Source organism: Pseudomonas sp. LBUM1660 (assembly GCF_059695935.1).
Window position 1 is genome coordinate 4,746,488 of record NZ_CP166795.1, and the last position, 18,933, is coordinate 4,765,420.

Genomic DNA, 18,933 nt, shown 5'->3' on the forward strand with positions numbered 1-18,933 from the left:
ACACAGCGTGAAAGGTGTGCGGACATCCCTGTCTGAAACTTGGCTCATGGCCGAAGCCGCGCAAGGTAACTTAAGCGGGATCGGCATGCCAGAGCGGTTCTTGAATCAATTCCGACCACCGGTAATGCAATCGTTTGCGGTTATTTTTCCGTCACACAACCGTCATCCGGGCTTGCGATGATGCGGCTCAAGTGAACCTGTGAAACCCGCGACAGGCGCCTCCCCTTGCGAGCCCTCATGAACCACAGCATCGACCAAAGCCATCGCGATCCGGACTTGTTCGGTCTGCTCTACGGTTTCAGTTTTCGCCCCGGCGAGCGTGGCCGGGAGATTGATTCGGCCAAGGCGTTGCAATGCCTGCAACAGCCGGACGAGAGCGACGAATTCTTGTGGCTGCACCTGAACCTCGCGCATGCGGCGTGCGAGCGCTGGATGAAAAGCCATCTGGAACTGCCGGACGAGTTTTTCGAAGCCTTGCACGAAGGCTCGCGATCCACCCGCATCGAACATGTGGATTCGGCGTTGCTCGCGGTGGTCAACGACGTGGTGTTCAACCTCAGCAGCATGGTGTCGTCGGATGTATCGACGTTGTGGGTGTGCGCCCGCAGCCGGCTGATCATCAGCGCGCGCCTGCAACCGCTGCACTCGGTGGACAAGCTGCGCTCGTCAGTAAAGGCCGGTGAGTGCTTTCGCTCACCGCTGGAATTGCTCGTGCATTTGCTGCGCGATCAGGGCGAGGTGCTGACCCAGATCGTGCGCAAGACCAGCCTCAGTGTCGATCACATCGAAGATGAGTTGCTGTCTTCGCGACTGTCGAGCAACCGAGCAGAACTGGGTGCCAATCGCCGGGTGCTGGTGCGTCTGCAACGCTTGCTGGCGCTGGAGCCGGGCTCGTTATTGCGGTTGCTCAACCGGCCGCCGCCCTGGTTGCAGAAGGATGACGTCAAGGAGCTGCGCAAGTCCACCGAGGAGTTTGCGCTGATCATCAACGACCTCACGGCGCTCGGCGAGCGGATCAAACTGTTGCAGGAAGAGATCGCGGCCAACCTGAACGAGCAGAGCAACCGCACGCTGTTCACCCTGACCGTGGTGACGGTGCTGGCGCTGCCGATCAACATCATTGCCGGTTTTTTTGGCATGAACGTGGGTGGGGTGCCATTGTCGGGGGATCCGGAGGGGTTCTGGATTCTGGTAGCGCTGGTCGCGACGTTTACCGTGATTGCGGGGCGTTGGGCGTTTCGAAAGCGCCAGGATTACTAATTTTCGGGACACCCTCGCCCCCCTGTGGCGAGGGAGCTTGCTCCCGTTGGGTCGCGCAGCGGCCCCGGCATTCTTCCAGCCACACCCTGCCAGCAGGTTTTGCGACTGCTTCGCAGTCGAGCGGGAGCAAGCTCCCTCGCCACAGTCGTGCCCTGCCTCAAACCCGGGGTAAATTCTGATTAACGCGAATGCAAAAACCCCAAACCCTGATCCAAGGCAGTTCCTCTGTAACATTTGGCAACGATCATGACGGACACTCCTTCCTTCCTCAGGATTGTCCACCATGGCCACGCCTTCCTACACCGCCAAAACCCAGGCTCCCGCCAGTAGCGCCAAACCGCAGCTCGATAAAAAACCCAGCCTGTTCACCCTCGTGGTGTTTTTCGGGGTGCTGGCCAGCGGGCTGTTGTTCACCGCTTACAGCCTGATGCACGACATGAACGAACTCGGCACGGTGGTCACCACCTGGACGCCGTTTCTGCTGTTGGGCGTGGCGCTGTTGATCGCACTGGGTTTTGAATTCGTCAACGGTTTCCACGACACCGCCAACGCCGTGGCCACGGTGATTTACACCAACTCGATGCCGCCGAACTTTGCGGTGGCGTGGTCCGGGTTCTTCAACTTCCTCGGAGTGCTGCTGTCGAGTGGCGCGGTGGCGTTCGGCATCATCGCCCTGCTGCCCGTAGAGCTGATTCTGCAGGTCGGGTCATCCGCCGGTTTCGCGATGATCTTCGCCCTGTTGATAGCGGCGATCCTGTGGAACCTCGGCACCTGGTGGCTGGGCTTGCCGGCCTCGTCGTCGCACACCTTGATCGGTTCGATCATCGGCGTCGGCGTGGCCAATGCCCTGATGCACGGCCACGACGGCACCAGCGGCGTGGACTGGGCACAGGCGACCAAGATCGGGTACGCGTTGCTGTTATCGCCGCTGGTCGGCTTCGGCTTTGCCGCGCTGTTGCTGCTGGCCTTGCGTGCGTTCGTCAAGAATCGCGCGCTGTACAAGGCGCCGGTTGGCAACACGCCACCGCCGTGGTGGATTCGCGGCATGTTGATCGTGACCTGCACCGGCGTCTCGTTCGCCCACGGTTCCAACGACGGCCAGAAAGGCATGGGCCTGATCATGCTGATTCTGGTCGGCACGCTGCCGATGGCCTATGCGCTGAACCGCACCATGCCGGCCGACCAGGCGCTGCAGTTCGCCGCCGTCGCCGAAGTCACCCAGCAAGCGCTGGTGAAAAGCGCGCCGATGCCGGCCCCGGCCGATCCGCGTCCGGTGCTCTCCGAATACGTGCGCAGCAAGGAAGCCACGCCGCAACTGATCCCGGCCCTCGCCGCCCTGACTGGCAGCATCGGCGCGCAGGTCAAGGGTTACGGATCGCTGTCCAAAGTACCGGCCGAGGCCGTGGGCAACGTGCGTAACGACATGTACCTGACCAGCGAAACCATTCGCCTGATGGACAAAAACAAGGTCGGTAACTTCGACGCCGACACCACCGGCAAACTGCAACTGTTCAAGCAACAGATCGATAACTCGACGCGCTTCATTCCGCTGTGGGTGAAGATCGCCGTGGCGATTGCGCTCGGGCTGGGCACCATGGTCGGCTGGAAGCGCATCGTGGTGACCGTTGGCGAAAAAATCGGCAAGACCCACCTGACCTACGCCCAGGGCGCCTCGGCCGAAACCGTGGCCATGCTGACCATCGGCGCAGCGGACATGTTCGGCTTGCCGGTGTCGACCACTCACGTGTTGTCCTCGGGCGTGGCCGGGAGCATGGTCGCCAACGGCGGCGGCTTGCAGATGAAGACCATCCGCAACCTGCTGATGGCCTGGGTGCTGACCTTGCCGGCGGCGATTCTGTTGTCGGGCAGTTTGTACTGGCTGTTTACCCAACTTTTCTAGTCAACACATACCCCTGTAGGAGCGAGGCTTGCCCGCGAAGGCGGTGTGTCAGTCGACAATATCGTTGAATGACACACCGCCTTCTCGGACAAGCCTCGCTCCTACAGGGATTTTTTTGCGCGGGACAACGCATTTCGTCGCAAATTCAGGTGTTTGCGTTTTTATTGATCCACCACCCGCCGGATTGCACTTCAGTTTGCTAACGTGTGGCCGACTCTTAAGAGACTCGATGCATTCAGGAGTGGAATCGTGAATCTGTACATCAATCAGCTTCAACACAAAGCTGACTTCAAAGAAGCCATCTACGCCGGCGACATTTTCCTGAACACTCAACTGCGTGCGGCCAAAGAGCTGTGTGAGTTCGCCCAGGAAAGCATCACCGCCGCCTTCGACGGTGAGACCAACCACAAGGCCCTGCACACGCTGATGCCGGTGGAAGAATTCGTGGTTCTGGTGACACGCCTCAAGGGCCAATTCACCAACAGCCAGCGCGCCAAGGACCTGATCCTGTCGTTTATCGACGAGATCGGCGTCGACCCGCACGAATACATTTTCGACGTGCCGCGCATTCGCGTGGTGCCGAACTATGACTATCTGCACGCCGGTGTCAGCTATGCCTACAAACCGCATCGCGACACGTGGTACGGCAGCGTCGATTGCCAGATCAACACCTGGATGCCGGTGCACACCATCAGCCCCGACCAGACCATGATGATCAACGCCGGTTACTTCGACGTGCCGGTGAAGAACACCTCCAGCGAATGGAGCCTCAACGACTGGATCAGCAACCAGCGGCACAAGGCCAAGGACAACCTCAAAGAGGAAGTCCGCGTGCACCCGGTGCCGATGGAAGCGATCAACACCGCGTCGGAAGTGCGCATCGCCGGCAACACCGGTGAGATGCTGATTTTCTCCGGCTCACACCTGCACGGCACGGTCGCCAACCACACCAATCAAACCCGCTTCAGTGTGGACTTCCGCCTGATGCACCTCGACGACCTCAAGCACAAGCGCGGCGCGATCAACGTCGACAGCGCCTGCCCTGATGTCGGCGCCGGTTTCAAAGACTATTTCCACGCCCACGACTTCTCGAATTTCCAAGGAATCCAGCAATGACCAAGCGTCGCATCACGCCTGCCGAGGCCCAGTACAACGAAACCCGTGCCAACGTTCTGAAAAGGGTCGATGCCGAGTACGTGGCCGACGCACCGTTCGTCTTCGCCAACCGCATCGGCGTGACCGCTGCGCTGTCGCGCATGGAACTGTTCAAGAAAGTCGCTGAAGTACCGGGCGCGATCATCGAGTGCGGCGTGTACAAGGGCAACTCGCTGATGCTGTACATGCACTTGTCGATGATTCTCGAGCCTTACGCGATCAACCGTTCGATCGTGGGCTTCGACACGTTCGAAGGTTTCCAGAGCATCGACAAAAAAGAAGACCCGGCCGACGTCAACGAGACCATGTTCTCCGACACCGACCAGTCGCTGATCCAGGACATGATCGACGCCAACGACCTGCTGCGCCCGGTCAACCGCATCCCGCGTTGCGAACTGGTCAAAGGCGACATCGTCAAGACCGTGCCAGAGTGGGTCAAGACCCGTCCGGACCTGGTCGTGGCCATGCTGATCCTCGACACCGACCTGTACGAGTCGACCAAAGTCGCGCTGGAAACCTTCCTGCCGTACATGCCAAAAGGCGCCATCGTGGTCCTGGACGAAGTGGCCTACCGCAACTTCCCGGGCGAAACCAAAGCCCTGCGTGAAGTGCTGGACCTGAACAAGATCGAGCTCAAACGCCTGCCGTTTGATAGCTGCGTAGGTTATTTCCACGTCTGACACAAAACCCTGTGGGAGCGGGCTTGCTCGCGAAGACGGATTCACATTCAACAGATGAGTTGACTGACACGCCGCCTTCGCGAGCAAGCCCGCTCCCACAGTTGACCGAGTACTTCTTCAGGTTGTGGACTGGATGACATTGGCCAGCCAGTCCATGAACGCTCGCACCCGCAGCGGCAAATGCCGTTGCCGGGCGTAGAGCAGCGAGACCTCCATCGACGGTGCACTGAACTGCGGTAACACCGCCACCAGATCACCGCGGCTCAAGTGCGATTGCATGCCCTTGACCGGCGCCTGAATCAAACCGAATCCCCCCAGACACGCCAGCTCATAAGCATCGGTGCTGTTGACCGTGACGCTGCCCGCCATCGGCAGTTGCTGCGGCTTGCCCTCGACCTCGTACAAAAACCCGTCCGACCGCGACCCCAATACGCCGACGTAATGCACCATCCGGTGCTGCGCCAGGTCTTCGAGCGTTTCGGGAATCCCGTAGCGCTGCAGATACGCCGGGCTCGCGCAGTTGACCATGGCGAAATCACACACGCGGCGAGCGACCACCGACTGGTCCGGCTGCGACCCTACCCGCAACACGCAATCAAAGCCCTCCCGAAGCAGATCCACTCGCCGGTCAGTGGTGCTGATTTCCAGTTCGAGGCTGGGGTGGCGCGCCATGAAGTCCGGCAGCTGCGGCATCACCACCTGGCGGGCCAGAGAGTTCGGCATGTCGATGCGAATGCGTCCGACCAGTGACGCCGGGTCCTGGCGAAACAGGCCTTCGATGTCGTCCATGTGTGACAGCAAATCCTTGCTGCGTTCGTACAGCACCAGGCCGTCCTGAGTGGCTTGAACCCGGCGTGTAGTGCGTTGAAGCAAGCGTGCCCCCAACAGCGCTTCCAATGCCTGAACATGCTCGGACACCGTGGATCGGGGCAGACCCAGGCTCTCGCCCGCCAAGGTAAAACTCGACATTTCGCTGACGCGAACGAAGGTGCGCAGCAGTTCCAGCTTGTTCATGAGCCGCCCCTGTATTGTTCGGATTAACCGACCAGTGATTCCGATTTCATCCTGTTTATCACTTCAGGGCGGATAAATAAACTTCCTCCACACCGTCACTCACTGCTCTGGAGCAAGCCCCATGAACACTAAAATCGCACTGATCACTGGCGCCAGCCGCGGCCTTGGCAAAAACGCAGCCCTGCATCTGGCCGCCCAAGGCGTTGACATTATCGGCACCTACAACAGCAAGGCCGATGAGGCGCAGGCCCTGGTCGCCGAAATCGAAAGCCTCGGCGCTCGGGCGGTGATGCTGCAACTCGATGTGAGCCAAAGCGATCGCTTCGAAGCGTTTGCCACCCAGGTCGCCGATGTGTTGCGCAGCCGGTTTGATCGCCAGCACTTCGACTTCTTGCTCAACAACGCCGGTATCGGCCTGAATGCAAACTTCGTTGACACCACTGTCGCCCAGTTCGATTTACTGATGAACATCCACCTGAAAGGGCCATTCTTCCTCACCCAGCACCTGCTGCCGCTGATGGCGGACGGTGGGCGCATCCTCAACGTGTCCAGCGGTCTGACCCGTTTCAGCTTGCCGGGTTACGGCGCTTACGCAGCGATGAAAGGCGCGATGGAAGTGCTGACCCGCTACCAGGCCAAGGAACTCGGTGCCCGCGGCATTTCCGTGAACACCCTGGCACCGGGCGCCATCGAAACCGATTTCGGCGGCGGCACCGTGCGCGATAACAGCGACGTGAACAGCTACGTCGCCAGCAATACCGCGTTGGGTCGGGTGGGTCAGCCGGATGACATCGGTGCTGCGATTGCTTTACTGCTGGCGCCGGGCAGCCAGTGGATCAACGGCCAGCGCGTGGAAGCGTCCGGCGGAATGTTCCTGTAACCCCTAAACCTGTGGTGAGGGAGCTTGCTTCCGCTGGGTTGCGAAGCAGCCCCAAAATCTCGGTAACTGTCGAAGATTTTGCGAGCGCTCCGCACTCGAGCGGGACGGTGCGGCGATCCGACAAGCTCCCTCGCCACAAAAACGGTTCACTCTGGATTAGCGAGCAGTAGACACCATCAACATGCGCTCACGCACCACGTCATACGCCCAGTGATAAACGTAGGTGTACGGCAGGAAAAACAGCAACACGCCGATATCCAGCACGAACGCCTGCCACAGGCTGACGTTCAGCCACCAGGCAATCAGCGGCACCCCCATCGCCACCAGCCCGCCTTCGAACAACAGCGCATGGACAACCCGTACCCAAGCGTTGTGCACGACGCCGTAGCGTTTGAGCAAACGGTCGAACAACCCGTTGAAGACCACGTTCCAGGCCAGCGCCAGGGCGGCGATGACCAACGTGACGACGCCCATCTCGAGCATCGGTTTGTCCATGATCCACGCCAGTAGCGGCGTACAGATCAAAATGGCCAACACCTCGAAACCGATGGCCTGGAAAATACGTTCAGTGATGGATTTGTTGGCGCTCATGATCAGGGCTCCCTGAGTGACTGTGGTTGCCATGATCCAGCCTCGCGCCGATACTTCATAACCAATAACCATCGATCAAGGCGATAGTTCATGGCATCTCAGGAAGTGTTGCAGGCGTTTGTCCAGGCGGCGACGCAGGGTTCGTTTTCTGCGGCGGCGCGCAAACTGGGGCGCAGTCAGTCGACCATCAGTGCCGCGGTGGCCAGCCTGGAAATCGATCTGAACCTGACGCTCTTCGACCGCAGCAGCCGCAAACCGAGCCTGACCCCGGCCGGGCACGTGATGCTGCAACGGGCCGAGGAGATCCTGGCCGCCACCAGCCGCCTGGAAATGACCGCCAGCCAACTCTCTCAAGGGGTTGAACCGAAGCTGACGGTGGCGATTTCCGACACCTATCAGTCCGACCGTTTCGAAGCGGCGCTCAGTGCGTTCGAGCAGCGGTATCCGGACCTAGAACTCGAATGCCTGATCGCCGAATGCGACGACCTGATGGCGCTGGTGCAGAGCGGTCGGGCGCATGTGGCCTTTGCGGAAAAACAAGACAGCTACCCGCCGGACCTGGTCAGCTCGACCGTGGAGGAACGCACGGAAATTGCCCTGTTCGTGTCCCGCGAGCATCCGTTGGCGGCGCTGAGTAACCTCAATCAGGACGTGTTGCAACTGCACCGGGAATTGCGCCTGGCGACGATCGTCAATCCGTATGAAAGCCGCGCGAAGGGCCGCGTCTGGTCGGCGCCGAGTTACCTGATGCTGCTGGAAATGGCCCAGGGCGGGTTTGGCTGGGCACCCTTGCCGCGGTGGTTGGTGGGGAGGTTTGGCGCCGGGTCACTGGTGGAACTGGACGTGCGCGGCTGGCCAAAACCGGTGTTTGTCGATGCCTTGTGGTCGCGGCTGCATCCGCCGGGGCCGGCGGGGAGCTGGTTGCTCGGCAAGATGCTGGAATAGCGGTGCCGCCATTCGCGAGCAAGCCCGCTCCCACATTTGACCGAGTTCCTCCTGAATCAACCGGATTGAATGTGGGAGCGGGCTTGCTCGCGAAGAGGTCCGCACATTCACATCACTTCAACGCCTTGATCCGCGCCTCGATAAACCGCCGCTCCGGCATCTGCTGCGTCAACTCCAGCGCCCGCTCATACGCCGCCCGCGCCTCCTCACTCCTCCCCAACTGCCGACAAAAATCCGCCCTTGCCGAATGCGCCAAGTGGTAATCCAGCAAATCACCCCGATCCAGAATCCCGTCAACCAACACCAACCCCGCCAACGGCCCATCCCGCCTGGAGATCGCCGCCGCCCGGTTCAACTCGATGACCGGTGAAGGCACCGCCGCCAACAGCACGTCATACAACCCCACAATCTGTTGCCAGTCAGTCTCCCCCGCCGTGGGCGCCTCGGCGTGCACCGCCGCAATCGCGGCTTGCAGGCAATAAGGCCCGAAGGTTCCGGTGGTCAGCGCCGCTTCCACCAGCGCGCAACCTTCGGCAATCATCCCGGCATCCCACAGCGAGCGGTCCTGTTCATCCAGCACAATCAACTCACCGCTCGCCGACGTCCGGGCCGGGCGTCGTGATTCATGCAACAGCATCAACGCCAGCAGCCCCATCACTTCCGATTCCGGCAGCAACTCCATCAACAACCGCCCGAGCCGGATCGCTTCGCGTGTCAGGTCCTCGCGGGTCAGTTCGGCGCCGACAGAGGCCGAGTAACCTTCGTTGAACACCAGGTAAATCACCCGCAGCACACTGTCGAGACGCTCGGGCAGTTCTGCCAGCGTCGGCACTTGATAAGGGATTTTGGCGTCACGGATTTTCGCTTTGGCGCGCACGATCCGCTGGGCGATGGTTGCCGGTGCCGAGAGAAAGGCGCGGGCAATTTCCTCTGTGGTCAGGTCGCACACTTCGCGCAACGTGAGCGGCACCTGGGCATCCGACGCGAGGGCCGGGTGACAACAGGTGAAGATCAGCCGCAAGCGATCATCTTCCACGTCTTCCTCACTCCAGTCGGCCTGCTCCAGCTCCTCCAGTTGAGCGATCAACATCGGCCGGGACGCGGCAAAACGCGCGCGCCGACGCAGCACATCAATGGCCTTGAAGCGCCCGGTGGACACCAGCCAGGTGCGCGGGTTGTCCGGCACGCCGTCACGCTGCCAGCGCTCGACCGCGACGAAAAATGCCTCGTGCAAGGCCTCTTCGGCAAGGTCGAAATCGCCGAGCAAACGGATCAGCGTCGCCAGAATCCGCCGCGAGTCCTCGCGGTAGACCTGCTCGACCCGAGCCGTGACCGAAGCGTCAATCATCAGTCCGGCATGCCTTCAGTCACCAGCGTCTCCAACCGATCGAGGCTCTGTCCCCAGCCATCGTAAAACCCCATGGCCTCATGGGCCTGGCGGTCTTCTTCGGACCAGTGCATGGCCCGGGCGGTGTAGAGGGTTTTATCGTCCCTGTCTTCGAGGGTCACTTCGGCCGACATGAAGGGTTTACCCGAAGGAATCCAGCCAGGAGTGAACGCGTCGGTGAACACCAGGCGCTCAGGCGCGACGATATCCAGAAACACCCCCATGGTCGGATACTCAGACCCGTCCGGCGCGCGCATCAGGGTGCGAAACTGGCCGCCAACCCACAGGTCCATTTCGCATTCCGGCGTGGTCATACCGTGCGGCCCCCACCATTGAACGAGCAGGGCCGGCTCGGTCCAGGCGCGGAAGATTTTGCGGCGCGGCGCGTCGATCAGCCGACTGATGGACAACTCGAATTCGGCAGGCTGATGCTTATAGGGTTGCGGACTCATGCAGGTCTCCTGTCTTGTGATTTTTACTCAAGGATTCAATTGGCGAACGGGACGCACCTCGACGCTGCCGACCCGGGCCGCCGGGATGTTGCCGGCGACCTGGATCGCTTCGTTGAGGTCCTTGGCGTCGATCAGGTAGAAGCCGGCCAACTGCTCCTTGGTTTCGGCGAACGGACCGTCGGTGATCGACAGCTTGCCGTTGCGCATACGCACCGTGGTCGCGGTTTGTACCGACTCCAGCGCCTCGGCCGCGATCATCCGGCCGCTGCCCTCGATCGCCTCGGCGTAGGCCATGCACTCGGCGTCATGGGGGCTGTCCGGCAGCGAGTGCAATTCCTGCTCGTTGCTGTAGACCAGGCATAGATACTTCATGTGGGCTCTCCCGGATCGAACTGATCAACTATGGCTGCTGATTGACGTTTTAGCGCTGCTTCCCGATAAACAGCCGGCGATCAGGGTTCCAGATTGAACAGCGCCGTGCCGCTGGTCATGTCGAACGGGGCCGACCAGTGTTCGTGGACGATGCGCCATTGTCCGTCGACGCGCCGATAGCAGGCGGTGACGCGCATCCAGCAGGCCTGGGTTTCACCTTGCTCGTTGGTGCCGCCGCAATGGGCCAACCAGTGGGCGAAGGCGATGTGCTCGTCCGCGACGATGTTCATGTGGTCGAAGTCGAATTTGTGCGCGCCCTGGCACATTTCCATGCACTCTTCCCAATGCGCGCGGTAAGCCGCCTTGCCGCGGAATTGCAGGGCCTTGACCGCATCGTAGGAGACGATGTCGTCGGCATACAACGGCATGAGTTTCTCGACGTTTTTGGCGATGACCGCTTCACGATAGGTGTCGATCAGGGCCTGGATTTCGTGGGTAGCATTCATGGTGGTTCTCCGTGGTTTTTGTTGTGAAGACTCCCTTAGTCGTCTGGCGCACCGCCAGATCGACAGTCGAAATAAAAATAATCCATGAACGCAAACTCGTTAGAATCCGACACCTATTTTGTTGGAAAAAGGACACTCCAGTGACAACCCGACTCGTGCCTTACGAAAGCCTGAACGTGCGCCAGCGCCAGCAGGTCGAGGCCATCGAAGTTAATAAAGAGCAGATCAAGTTCTCCGGCGACATCCACGGTGCGTTGCACACTTTGCTGTCCAAGCCCGGCCCCGGCGTCAAGGGATTTGCGCTGCTGGCCGAGGAGACTCCCGTGGCCTTCCTGCTGCTCAAACGCCCGCCCGTGTTGCCGGCCTGGGCCGATGAACACAGTGCGACCTTGCATGCGTTGCAAGTCGATCACCGCGCGCAGGGCAAAGGTTATGGGAAAGCCTGCCTGCAAGCCCTGCCCGACGTGGCTCGGCAGGCGTTTCCGGAAATAAAGGCGCTGGAACTCTCAGTGGATGCGGACAATGAGGCCGCCATCGCGCTCTATGCAAAATTCGGCTGGGTCGACAGCGGCGAGGCGTACAGGGGCCGGATCGGTTATGAACGGCGCATGAGTCTGATTTTCTGAGGTGGTTATGCTCTACAGCATCGAAGCACTGGAAGCGATCTACGGCCAACCCCACGACCGCGCCGTACGCAAACAGATTGCCTTTCTGAACGAGGACTATCAGGCAATGGTCCGCGCCTCGCCGCTGGTCATCATCAGCTCGGTCGGCCCCGACGGCCTGGACGGTTCGCCCCGGGGCGACACACCGGGGTTTGTGCGGATCATCGACCCGAAGACCCTGGCGATCCCGGATCGTCCGGGCAACAACCGCATCGATACGCTGCGCAATGTGGTGCTCGATTCGCGGGTGTCGCTGCTATTCATCATTCCCGGGATCGGCGAGACGTTGCGGGTCAACGGCACGGCGCAGATCAGCGCTGAGCCGGCGTTACTGGAGAGCTTCGCGGTGAACGGCAAACCGGCGCGCACGGTGATGCTGGTGACGGTGGACGCGGCGTACTTCCATTGCTCGAAAGCGATGGTGCGTTCGGACGTGTGGAACCCCGAGAAGCATCTGGATCGCTCGGCACTGCCGACGGCGGGAGCGTTTCACAAGCGGTTGAACGACGGGCAGTTCGATGCCGAAACGTATGACCGGGAAGCGCCGGAGCGGGTGCGGGACAGTCTCTACTGACACGACACAAATCAATCTGGGAGCGGGCTTGCTCGCGAAGGCGGAGTGTCAGACGACATCATTCGTGACTGACACTCCGCCTTCGCGAGCAAGCCCGCTCCCACATTGGATCTTCGGTGCTGGGTAGAGGTTGGTTACAACTCCAACACCATCTCATGCCACGCCATGCCGCCATGGTCGGAGGCAGAAGGCTTGATGTAGGCAAAGCCGAATCCGGCATACAGCGCAATATGCCGCTCCTTGCACATCAGGTGGATGCTGGCCTCGCCCATCGCGCGCATGCGCTCGATGAATTCGCCCATCAACCGCTTCGCCAGCCCCTGCCCCTGATAATCCGGGTGCACCACCACCGACATGATCACGACGTGCGGCCCGGCCGGGTCGTGGCCAATCAGTTCCTTGAACGCTTCGTCTGACATTTCAACCTGAAACGCCGCACCGGAGTTGATGAAACCGGCTACAACGCCGTCCACTTCGGCCACGATAAAACCGTCGGGCCAGGTGGCGATACGCGTGGCGATTTTTTCCCGGGTGGCGGCTTCGTCGCCTTCGTAGGCAACGATTTCGATGGCGTAGCAGCGGTCCAGATCAGCAGGCAGGACGTTTCGGATAACAGGGTTCGACGAGTTCATGGTGGATCGCAGCGACCTTGGGGCGAGTGAGATGACAGGATAACGCTCGCGGATTCTAGCAACACTTGCTTCCTTTCGAACGCTCCCTATCCACCTCTCGTATGAAGTGCATAGGGTTCAAGGACGGCGCCGTAAAGCTTTCATATAACCGCTACCCAAGGCCCCGGGTTCGTACTATTTATCTGTGCCTCGACGATTGACGACGCCCAGCCACGGCAGGTTGAGCGCTCCTCGTCCCACTCACAGGACTTTGATCATGAGCACGACTCAAATCGGCCTTCTCGTGTTATTCAGCATCTCTTCGTTCGGCTTCATCACGCTGTACATCGATTTCCTGCACGAGCGCCGGATCAAGAAAGACAAGTGAGCGACCCACGGCCAGGCGCTGCAGCCAGCGCCCGCCGTGCCTTACAGCCCCACCAGGCGATAACCTACCTGCAATTCGGTGATGAAATGCTGCGGCTGCGCCGCATCGGCCTCCAGTTTTTGCCGCAAGTGCGCCATGTGCACCCGCAGGTAGTGCGCACGATCGACGTAATCCAGGCCCCACACTTCCAGCAGTAGCTGACGATGAGTCATGACCCGGCCTTGCCCGCGAATCAGCGCGCACAGCAAGCGATACTCGATGGGTGTCAGATGCACCGATTGGTCCTCGCGCCGGACCTCGTGCGTGGCCAGGTCCACTTCGATCAGGCCGAATGTCACCTTGCTGGTGACGGCGGCGGTCCCGTTCTGTACATGCCGGCGCAACTGGGCGCGGATACGCGCCAGCAGCTCGGGCACGCCGAAGGGCTTGACCAGATAATCGTCCGCCCCCGCATCCAGTGCCGCTACTTTTTCCTCTTCACGATCACGGGCCGACAGCACCAGAATCGGCACCGTCATCCAGCCCCGCAACTCGCTGATCAATTGTTTGCCGTCACCGTCGGGCAAGCCCAGATCGACAATCACCAGATCCGGTTGACGGCTGGCGGCGTGGATCAGGGCGCGTTTGACGTTGTCGGCCTCGAACACCTGAAAACCTTCGTCCTGCAGCGCGATACCGATGAAGCGGCGGATATTGGCCTCGTCCTCGACAATGAGGATGCGTGCACTGGTCATAGCGATTCCATGGAAGGCGGGTGACCCGCCGGTAGTGTGATGACAAAGCGAATGCCCGAGGTGGCCTGGGGTTGCGCCTCGATCGTTGCGCCATGGGCCAGGACAATCCGTTTGACCAACGCCAGCCCAAGGCCGATACCGGCCACGGCCGACTCCTGCTGACCCCGGGTGAACGGTTCGAACAAACTCTGAGGGGTGCTGCCCTGAGGACAACCGGGACCGGCGTCGATCACCTCCAGCACAATGCTGTCCTGCTCTTGCCGGGCCGTAACCTGCACCAGCGTTCCGGCCGGGGTGTACTTGGCAGCGTTGTCCAGCAGGTTGACCAGCACGCGTTCGATCAACAGCGCATCGACTTCCACCAACGGCAACAGCGGCGACAACGCGGTGCGCACCACATGCCGCGCCAACGGCTCGCGCAGTTGACGCAAGGCGCTGCCGACGATTTCCTCCAGCGAGTGCCATTGCCGGTTCAGGCGCACACCGCGCTCCTGCATCCGGGCCATGTCCAACAGGTTTTCGATCAACCGCTGCATGGCGCTGGCCTGATCGCGGATACCGTCCAGCAACGGTGTCAGCGGTCCGGGCGGCGCATGGGGCGCCGCTGCATCGGCCGCACCGATAATGGTGGTCAGCGGCGTGCGCAGGTCATGAGAGATTGCGGCCAGCAGGGTATTGCGCATGCGCTCGCCCTCCATCTGCACCAACGTGCTTTGCGCCACTTCGACGAAATGCACCCGTTCCAGCGCGATTGCCAGTTGGCTCATGCAGGCCTCGAGCAAACGCTGCTCTTCAGGCTCGTTCAACCGTTCGGGTTCAGCCAGCTCCAGCACTAATACCCCGCGCACGCGCATGGGGGCCTTCAACGGCAAATAGCGGCCTTGCGCGGCCGCCAGCGTATGGGTGCCCTGGCCAGCGGGTTGCCCATGGTCGTAAACCCATTGGGCAATGCTTTCATCAATCGGGAATGCACCCGCGCCACGAGCACGGACACTGTCTGCGGCGTCCGGCAGTGTCAGCCCGACCCGCGCTTCAAATACGCCGCTGAAAGTACGCAGCGCCACCTCCGTGATCTGCTCCACCGTCAGCGCCGCCGACAAATCTCGCGCCAGCCTCGCCAACGAAGTCGCACGCCGCTCACGTCCGGCCGCCGTGCGAGCCTCATGGCGCAAGCGTGCCGTGAGCTGGCCGGTGATCAACGCAATCCCCAGCATCAGGGCGAAGGTAAAAAAGTACTGGGTGTCGTTGACCGTGAACGACCAGCGTGGCTGGACGAAAAAGAAATCAAAACACAGCACCGCCAGCATCGCCGCCCAGACACCCGGCCCTCGCCCATAGCGCAAGGCGACCAGCACCACCGTGAGCAAAAACAGCATGACCACGTTGGCCAGATCGAACACCTGCAACAGCAAGGCTGCCACTGCCGTGGCGGCGAAACAGGCCAGGCTGGCCCACAGATACGCCGGCGCCCTGCTGGGCGGCAGCGCGGCGTCAGTATTGACCGCCACCGCAACCACGATGGGCAACGGGCCATGAGCGATGACAATCTGATCGATCTCGGGATGCCGACGGCTGATGCGGTCACTGACCGACTGGTGCCAGAACTGCCAAACCTTGCGCGGGTAGTGCCCCAGCACCAGGCGGTTGGCGTTGTGTTCACGGGCAAACGCCACCAAGGCCTCGGCGACGTCCATGCCCGACAAGGTGGCGGTGTCGGCGCCGAATTCGACGGCCAGCGCCAGGGTCTTCATGGCGGCGGCATAACGGCTCGCCCCCGCACCACGACGCTGCGCCGAAGGCACATGGACGACAATCCAGTCTGCCTCGAGCTTTTGTGCCAAGCGCGCTGCTTCACGAACCAGTCGCTCATCCGAAGGGTACCCTGCCACGCCCACCAGTAAACGCTCGCGCGCGGGCCAAAGGGTGTTGATGGACCGCTCGCGGCGATAGTCGCGCATCTGTGCATCGACACGATCGGCGGTGCGCCGCAGCGCCAGCTCACGCAAGGCCAGCAAGTTGCCCTTGCGAAAGAAATGCCGGGACGCGCGCTCAGCCTGGGGCGGCAGGTAGACCTTGCCTTCCTTGAGCCGGCGCAGCAGGTCATCGGGTGGCAGGTCGATCACCACCACTTCATGGGCAGCGTCGAACAGATGATCGGGCACGGTCTCACGCACCCGGGTGCCGATGATCCCGCTGACAATATCGTTGAGACTTTCCAGGTGCTGGACGTTCAGGGTGGTCCAGATGTCGATGCCGGCGCGCAGCAGTTCTTCGACATCCTGCCAGCGCTTGGGGTGACGCGAACCGGGAACATTGCTGTGGGCCAATTCATCCACCAGCAGCACCGCCGGACGCCGCGCCAGCGCGGCATCCAGATCGAACTCGCTGAGGGCGCACTCGCGATGCATCACGTTGTAGCGCGGCAGCAGTTCCAGACCGTTGAGCAGTTCAGCGGTTTCCCGCCGGCCATGGGTTTCTATCACCCCAGCCACCAGGTCACGGCCCTGGGCCACTTCGCGTTGGGCCGCGGTGAGCATGGCGCAGGTTTTCCCTACCCCGGCATTGGAACCGAAATAGATGCGCAGTTTCCCGCGCAGGGCAGCCTGTTCGTCTTGTTGCAGCTTCTCCAGCAGCGCGTCGGGATCAGGACGGCCGTCACGTGAAGCGGTGGACGTATCAGTTTCGAGCATGACAATCCTTTTAAACGGCCCGGCGCCACAGAGGGCGCCGGGCCGTCAGTCCTTTCAAACCAAGCCAAGCCCGGCCAACAGCATGTCGATCACCTTGATCCCCGCGAACGGCACCAGCACGCCACCCAGGCCATAGATCAGCAGGTTGCGATTGAGCAACGCCGCCGCGCCGATGGCTCGGTAGGTCACGCCCTTGAGCGCCAGCGGAATCAGAAACACGATGATCAGGGCATTGAAAATCACCGCGCTGAGAATCGCCGAATTCGGGCTGCTCAGGTGCATCACGTTCAGGGCGCCCAGTTGCGGATAGGTCGCGACGAATGCGGCCGGTACGATAGCAAAATACTTGGCCACATCGTTGGCCACGCTGAAGGTGGTCAACGCGCCGCGCGTCATGAGCATCTGTTTGCCGACTTCAACCACCTCGATCAACTTGGTCGGGTTGCTGTCCAGATCGACCATATTGCCCGCTTCCTTGGCGGCCTGAGTCCCACTGTTCATGGCCACCGCCACGTCCGCCTGGGCCAGTGCCGGCGCATCATTGGTGCCGTCGCCGGTCATCGCCACGAGCTTGCCCTGGGCCTGGTAGTCGCGGATCAGTTGCAGTTTGTCTTCCGGCCGGGCCTCGGCAAGAAAGTCGTCAACCCCGGCTTCCACGGCAATCGCAGCCGCCGTCAGGCGGTTGTCGCCGGTGATCATGACCGTCTTGATGCCCATGCGCCGCAGCTCGGCAAAACGCTCCTTGATGCCACCCTTGACTATGTCCTTGAGCTCGACCACGCCCAATGCCTTTTCACCATCGCACACGACCAGTGGCGTACTGCCCCGGCGCGAGACTTCGTCGACCTTAATCTGCAATCCCGGCGGAAAGCTGCCGCCCAGCGCCTCGACGTGCTGGCGAATGGCATCTGCCGCGCCCTTGCGGATGCTCCGGCCACCGGCCAGATCGACGCCGCTCATGCGGGTTTGCGCGGTGAAATGTACGAAGCTCGCCCCCAGGGCATTGAGGTCCCGCGCACGCAGGTCGAACTTCTGCTTGGCGAGCACCACAATGCTGCGTCCTTCCGGTGTTTCGTCGGCCAGCGAGGCCAGTTGCGCCGCGTCCGCCAATTCCGATTCCTTGACCCCGGGTGCCGGCAGGAAACCGCTGGCCTGGCGATTACCCAAGGTAATGGTGCCGGTCTTGTCCAGCAGCAAGACATCCACGTCACCCGCCGCTTCCACGGCTCGCCCGGAGGTGGCAATGACGTTGGCCGACATCATCCGGCTCATGCCCGCTACGCCGATCGCCGACAACAGACCGCCAATGGTCGTAGGGATCAGGCAGACCAGCAACGCGACCAGAACCGTTGCGCTGACCACGTCGCCGCCGCTCATGCCCACCGCGAACATCGAGTACGGGCCCAGGGTCACGATCACCAGCAGAAACAGAAACGTCAGGCCCACCAACAAAATGGTCAGTGCCACTTCGTTGGGTGTCTTCTGGCGTTTCGCGGATTCGACCATGGAAATCATGCGATCCAGAAACGACTCGCCGGGATTGACGCTGATACGCACCACCAGCCAGTCCGACAGCACTTTGGTGCCGCCGGTGACCGATGAAAAGTCGCCGCCTGCCTCGCGGATCACCGGTGCCGATTCGCCAGTAATCGCGCTTTCATCCACCGACGCCACGCCTTCGATCACCACCCCATCGAGGGGCACCAGATCGCCCGCCTCGATCAACACCACATTGTCCTTGAGCAGTTCGCCGGAAGGCATCGGCATCCAGGCGGAGCCATGCCGGGGTTGTTTCAGAAGCTTGGCCAGGGTCTGGCGCTTCATCCCACGCAGGCTGGCTGCTTGCGCCCGGCTGCGGCCCTCGGCCAGGGCTTCGGCGAAGTTGGCGAACAGCACGGTGAACCACAGCCACAACGTGATGCTCAGAATGAAACCACTGGGGGCTTCACCCTTGCCGCCCAGTGATTGAAACCACAACAGCGTGGTGAGAATGCTGCCCAGGTACACCACAAACATCACCGGGTTCTTCCACTGCGCCTGGGGCAGCAACTTCTTGAAGGCATCCAGGCACGCCGTGAGCAACAACCCACGGTCGAACAAAGGCAAACGAGCTTGCTTACTCATGGTTG

Annotated in this window: 18 protein-coding genes; 8 read left to right on the forward strand and 10 right to left on the reverse strand. The window is 61.3% G+C overall.

The features are described 5' to 3' along the window. The first annotated feature begins 237 nt into the window (after positions 1-237). The 4 genes from ACA068_RS22065 to ACA068_RS22080 all read left to right on the forward strand — a co-directional run bounded on the left by ACA068_RS22065 (position 238) and on the right by ACA068_RS22080 (position 4,995). On the forward strand, positions 238-1,260 hold the full coding sequence (locus ACA068_RS22065) for a transporter (RefSeq protein ID WP_497304754.1): 1,023 nt from the start codon (positions 238-240) through the stop codon (positions 1,258-1,260). A 283-nt stretch (positions 1,261-1,543) separates the two neighbouring features. Then, positions 1,544-3,160 (forward strand): inorganic phosphate transporter, encoded by a 1,617-nt coding sequence (locus tag ACA068_RS22070; protein WP_497304756.1) that lies wholly within the window; start codon positions 1,544-1,546, stop codon positions 3,158-3,160. 249 nt (positions 3,161-3,409) lie between these two features. Beyond that, a complete protein-coding gene (locus ACA068_RS22075) occupies positions 3,410-4,276 on the forward strand; it encodes a 2OG-Fe(II) oxygenase family protein (RefSeq protein WP_497304757.1) in 867 nt (288 codons plus the stop codon). After that, on the forward strand, positions 4,273-4,995 hold the full coding sequence (locus ACA068_RS22080) for a TylF/MycF/NovP-related O-methyltransferase (RefSeq protein WP_046031989.1): 723 nt from the start codon (positions 4,273-4,275) through the stop codon (positions 4,993-4,995). The genes ACA068_RS22075 and ACA068_RS22080 overlap by 4 nt, the downstream gene beginning before the upstream one ends. Before the next feature lie 117 nt (positions 4,996-5,112). Here ACA068_RS22080 and ACA068_RS22085 read toward each other — a convergent pair whose 3' ends face one another. After that, on the reverse strand, positions 5,113-6,009 hold the full coding sequence (locus ACA068_RS22085; RefSeq protein ID WP_497304759.1) for a LysR family transcriptional regulator: 897 nt from the start codon (positions 6,007-6,009) through the stop codon (positions 5,113-5,115). A 121-nt stretch (positions 6,010-6,130) separates the two neighbouring features. On the opposite strand from ACA068_RS22085, the gene ACA068_RS22090 reads away from it, so the two are divergent. Then, on the forward strand, positions 6,131-6,889 hold the full coding sequence (locus ACA068_RS22090) for an SDR family NAD(P)-dependent oxidoreductase (RefSeq protein WP_497304761.1): 759 nt from the start codon (positions 6,131-6,133) through the stop codon (positions 6,887-6,889). Between the two features lie 156 nt (positions 6,890-7,045). Here the strand turns inward: ACA068_RS22090 and ACA068_RS22095 are convergent, their stop codons facing one another. Further along, the gene (locus ACA068_RS22095) at positions 7,046-7,480 is read right to left on the reverse strand and encodes a multidrug/biocide efflux PACE transporter (protein ID WP_497304763.1); all 435 of its coding nucleotides are present in this window, start codon (positions 7,478-7,480) and stop codon (positions 7,046-7,048) included. A 90-nt stretch (positions 7,481-7,570) separates the two neighbouring features. Between ACA068_RS22095 and ACA068_RS22100 the strand changes: the two genes are divergently transcribed. Further along, positions 7,571-8,425 carry a LysR family transcriptional regulator gene (locus ACA068_RS22100; protein ID WP_497304764.1) on the forward strand — a complete coding sequence of 285 codons (855 nt, stop codon included), beginning with the start codon at positions 7,571-7,573 and terminating at the stop codon, positions 8,423-8,425. A gap of 112 nt (positions 8,426-8,537) precedes the next feature. Here the strand turns inward: ACA068_RS22100 and ACA068_RS22105 are convergent, their stop codons facing one another. The 4 genes from ACA068_RS22105 to ACA068_RS22120 all read right to left on the reverse strand — a co-directional run bounded on the left by ACA068_RS22105 (position 8,538) and on the right by ACA068_RS22120 (position 11,142). Then, a complete protein-coding gene (locus ACA068_RS22105; protein ID WP_497304766.1) occupies positions 8,538-9,773 on the reverse strand; it encodes an RNA polymerase sigma factor in 1,236 nt (411 codons plus the stop codon). After that, positions 9,773-10,264 (reverse strand): SRPBCC family protein, encoded by a 492-nt coding sequence (locus ACA068_RS22110; RefSeq protein WP_497304768.1) that lies wholly within the window; start codon positions 10,262-10,264, stop codon positions 9,773-9,775. The genes ACA068_RS22105 and ACA068_RS22110 overlap by 1 nt, the downstream gene beginning before the upstream one ends. 27 nt (positions 10,265-10,291) lie before the next feature. Continuing rightward, positions 10,292-10,636, reverse strand: coding sequence for a YciI family protein (locus ACA068_RS22115; RefSeq protein WP_497304770.1), 345 nt, complete (start codon positions 10,634-10,636; stop codon positions 10,292-10,294). Between the two features lie 80 nt (positions 10,637-10,716). Then, positions 10,717-11,142: a YybH family protein gene (locus tag ACA068_RS22120; RefSeq protein ID WP_497304772.1), complete on the reverse strand. Its 426-nt coding sequence runs from the start codon at positions 11,140-11,142 to the stop codon at positions 10,717-10,719. A gap of 140 nt (positions 11,143-11,282) precedes the next feature. Here ACA068_RS22120 and ACA068_RS22125 point away from each other — a divergent pair, with 140 nt between their 5' ends. After that, positions 11,283-11,768, forward strand: coding sequence for a GNAT family N-acetyltransferase (locus ACA068_RS22125; protein ID WP_497304774.1), 486 nt, complete (start codon positions 11,283-11,285; stop codon positions 11,766-11,768). A gap of 7 nt (positions 11,769-11,775) precedes the next feature. Continuing rightward, positions 11,776-12,381 (forward strand): pyridoxamine 5'-phosphate oxidase family protein, encoded by a 606-nt coding sequence (locus ACA068_RS22130; RefSeq protein WP_497304776.1) that lies wholly within the window; start codon positions 11,776-11,778, stop codon positions 12,379-12,381. A 134-nt stretch (positions 12,382-12,515) separates the two neighbouring features. Here the strand turns inward: ACA068_RS22130 and ACA068_RS22135 are convergent, their stop codons facing one another. The 4 genes from ACA068_RS22135 to kdpB all read right to left on the reverse strand — a co-directional run bounded on the left by ACA068_RS22135 (position 12,516) and on the right by kdpB (position 18,928). Next, the gene (locus ACA068_RS22135; protein ID WP_497304778.1) at positions 12,516-13,013 is read right to left on the reverse strand and encodes a GNAT family N-acetyltransferase; all 498 of its coding nucleotides are present in this window, start codon (positions 13,011-13,013) and stop codon (positions 12,516-12,518) included. A gap of 408 nt (positions 13,014-13,421) precedes the next feature. Continuing rightward, positions 13,422-14,114 carry a response regulator gene (locus ACA068_RS22140; RefSeq protein ID WP_497304779.1) on the reverse strand — a complete coding sequence of 231 codons (693 nt, stop codon included), beginning with the start codon at positions 14,112-14,114 and terminating at the stop codon, positions 13,422-13,424. After that, a complete protein-coding gene (locus ACA068_RS22145) occupies positions 14,111-16,804 on the reverse strand; it encodes a DUF4118 domain-containing protein (RefSeq protein ID WP_497304781.1) in 2,694 nt (897 codons plus the stop codon). The genes ACA068_RS22140 and ACA068_RS22145 overlap by 4 nt, the downstream gene beginning before the upstream one ends. A 54-nt stretch (positions 16,805-16,858) precedes the next feature. Then, a complete protein-coding gene (gene kdpB / locus ACA068_RS22150; protein ID WP_497304782.1) occupies positions 16,859-18,928 on the reverse strand; it encodes a potassium-transporting ATPase subunit KdpB in 2,070 nt (689 codons plus the stop codon). Positions 18,929-18,933 lie beyond the last annotated feature (5 nt).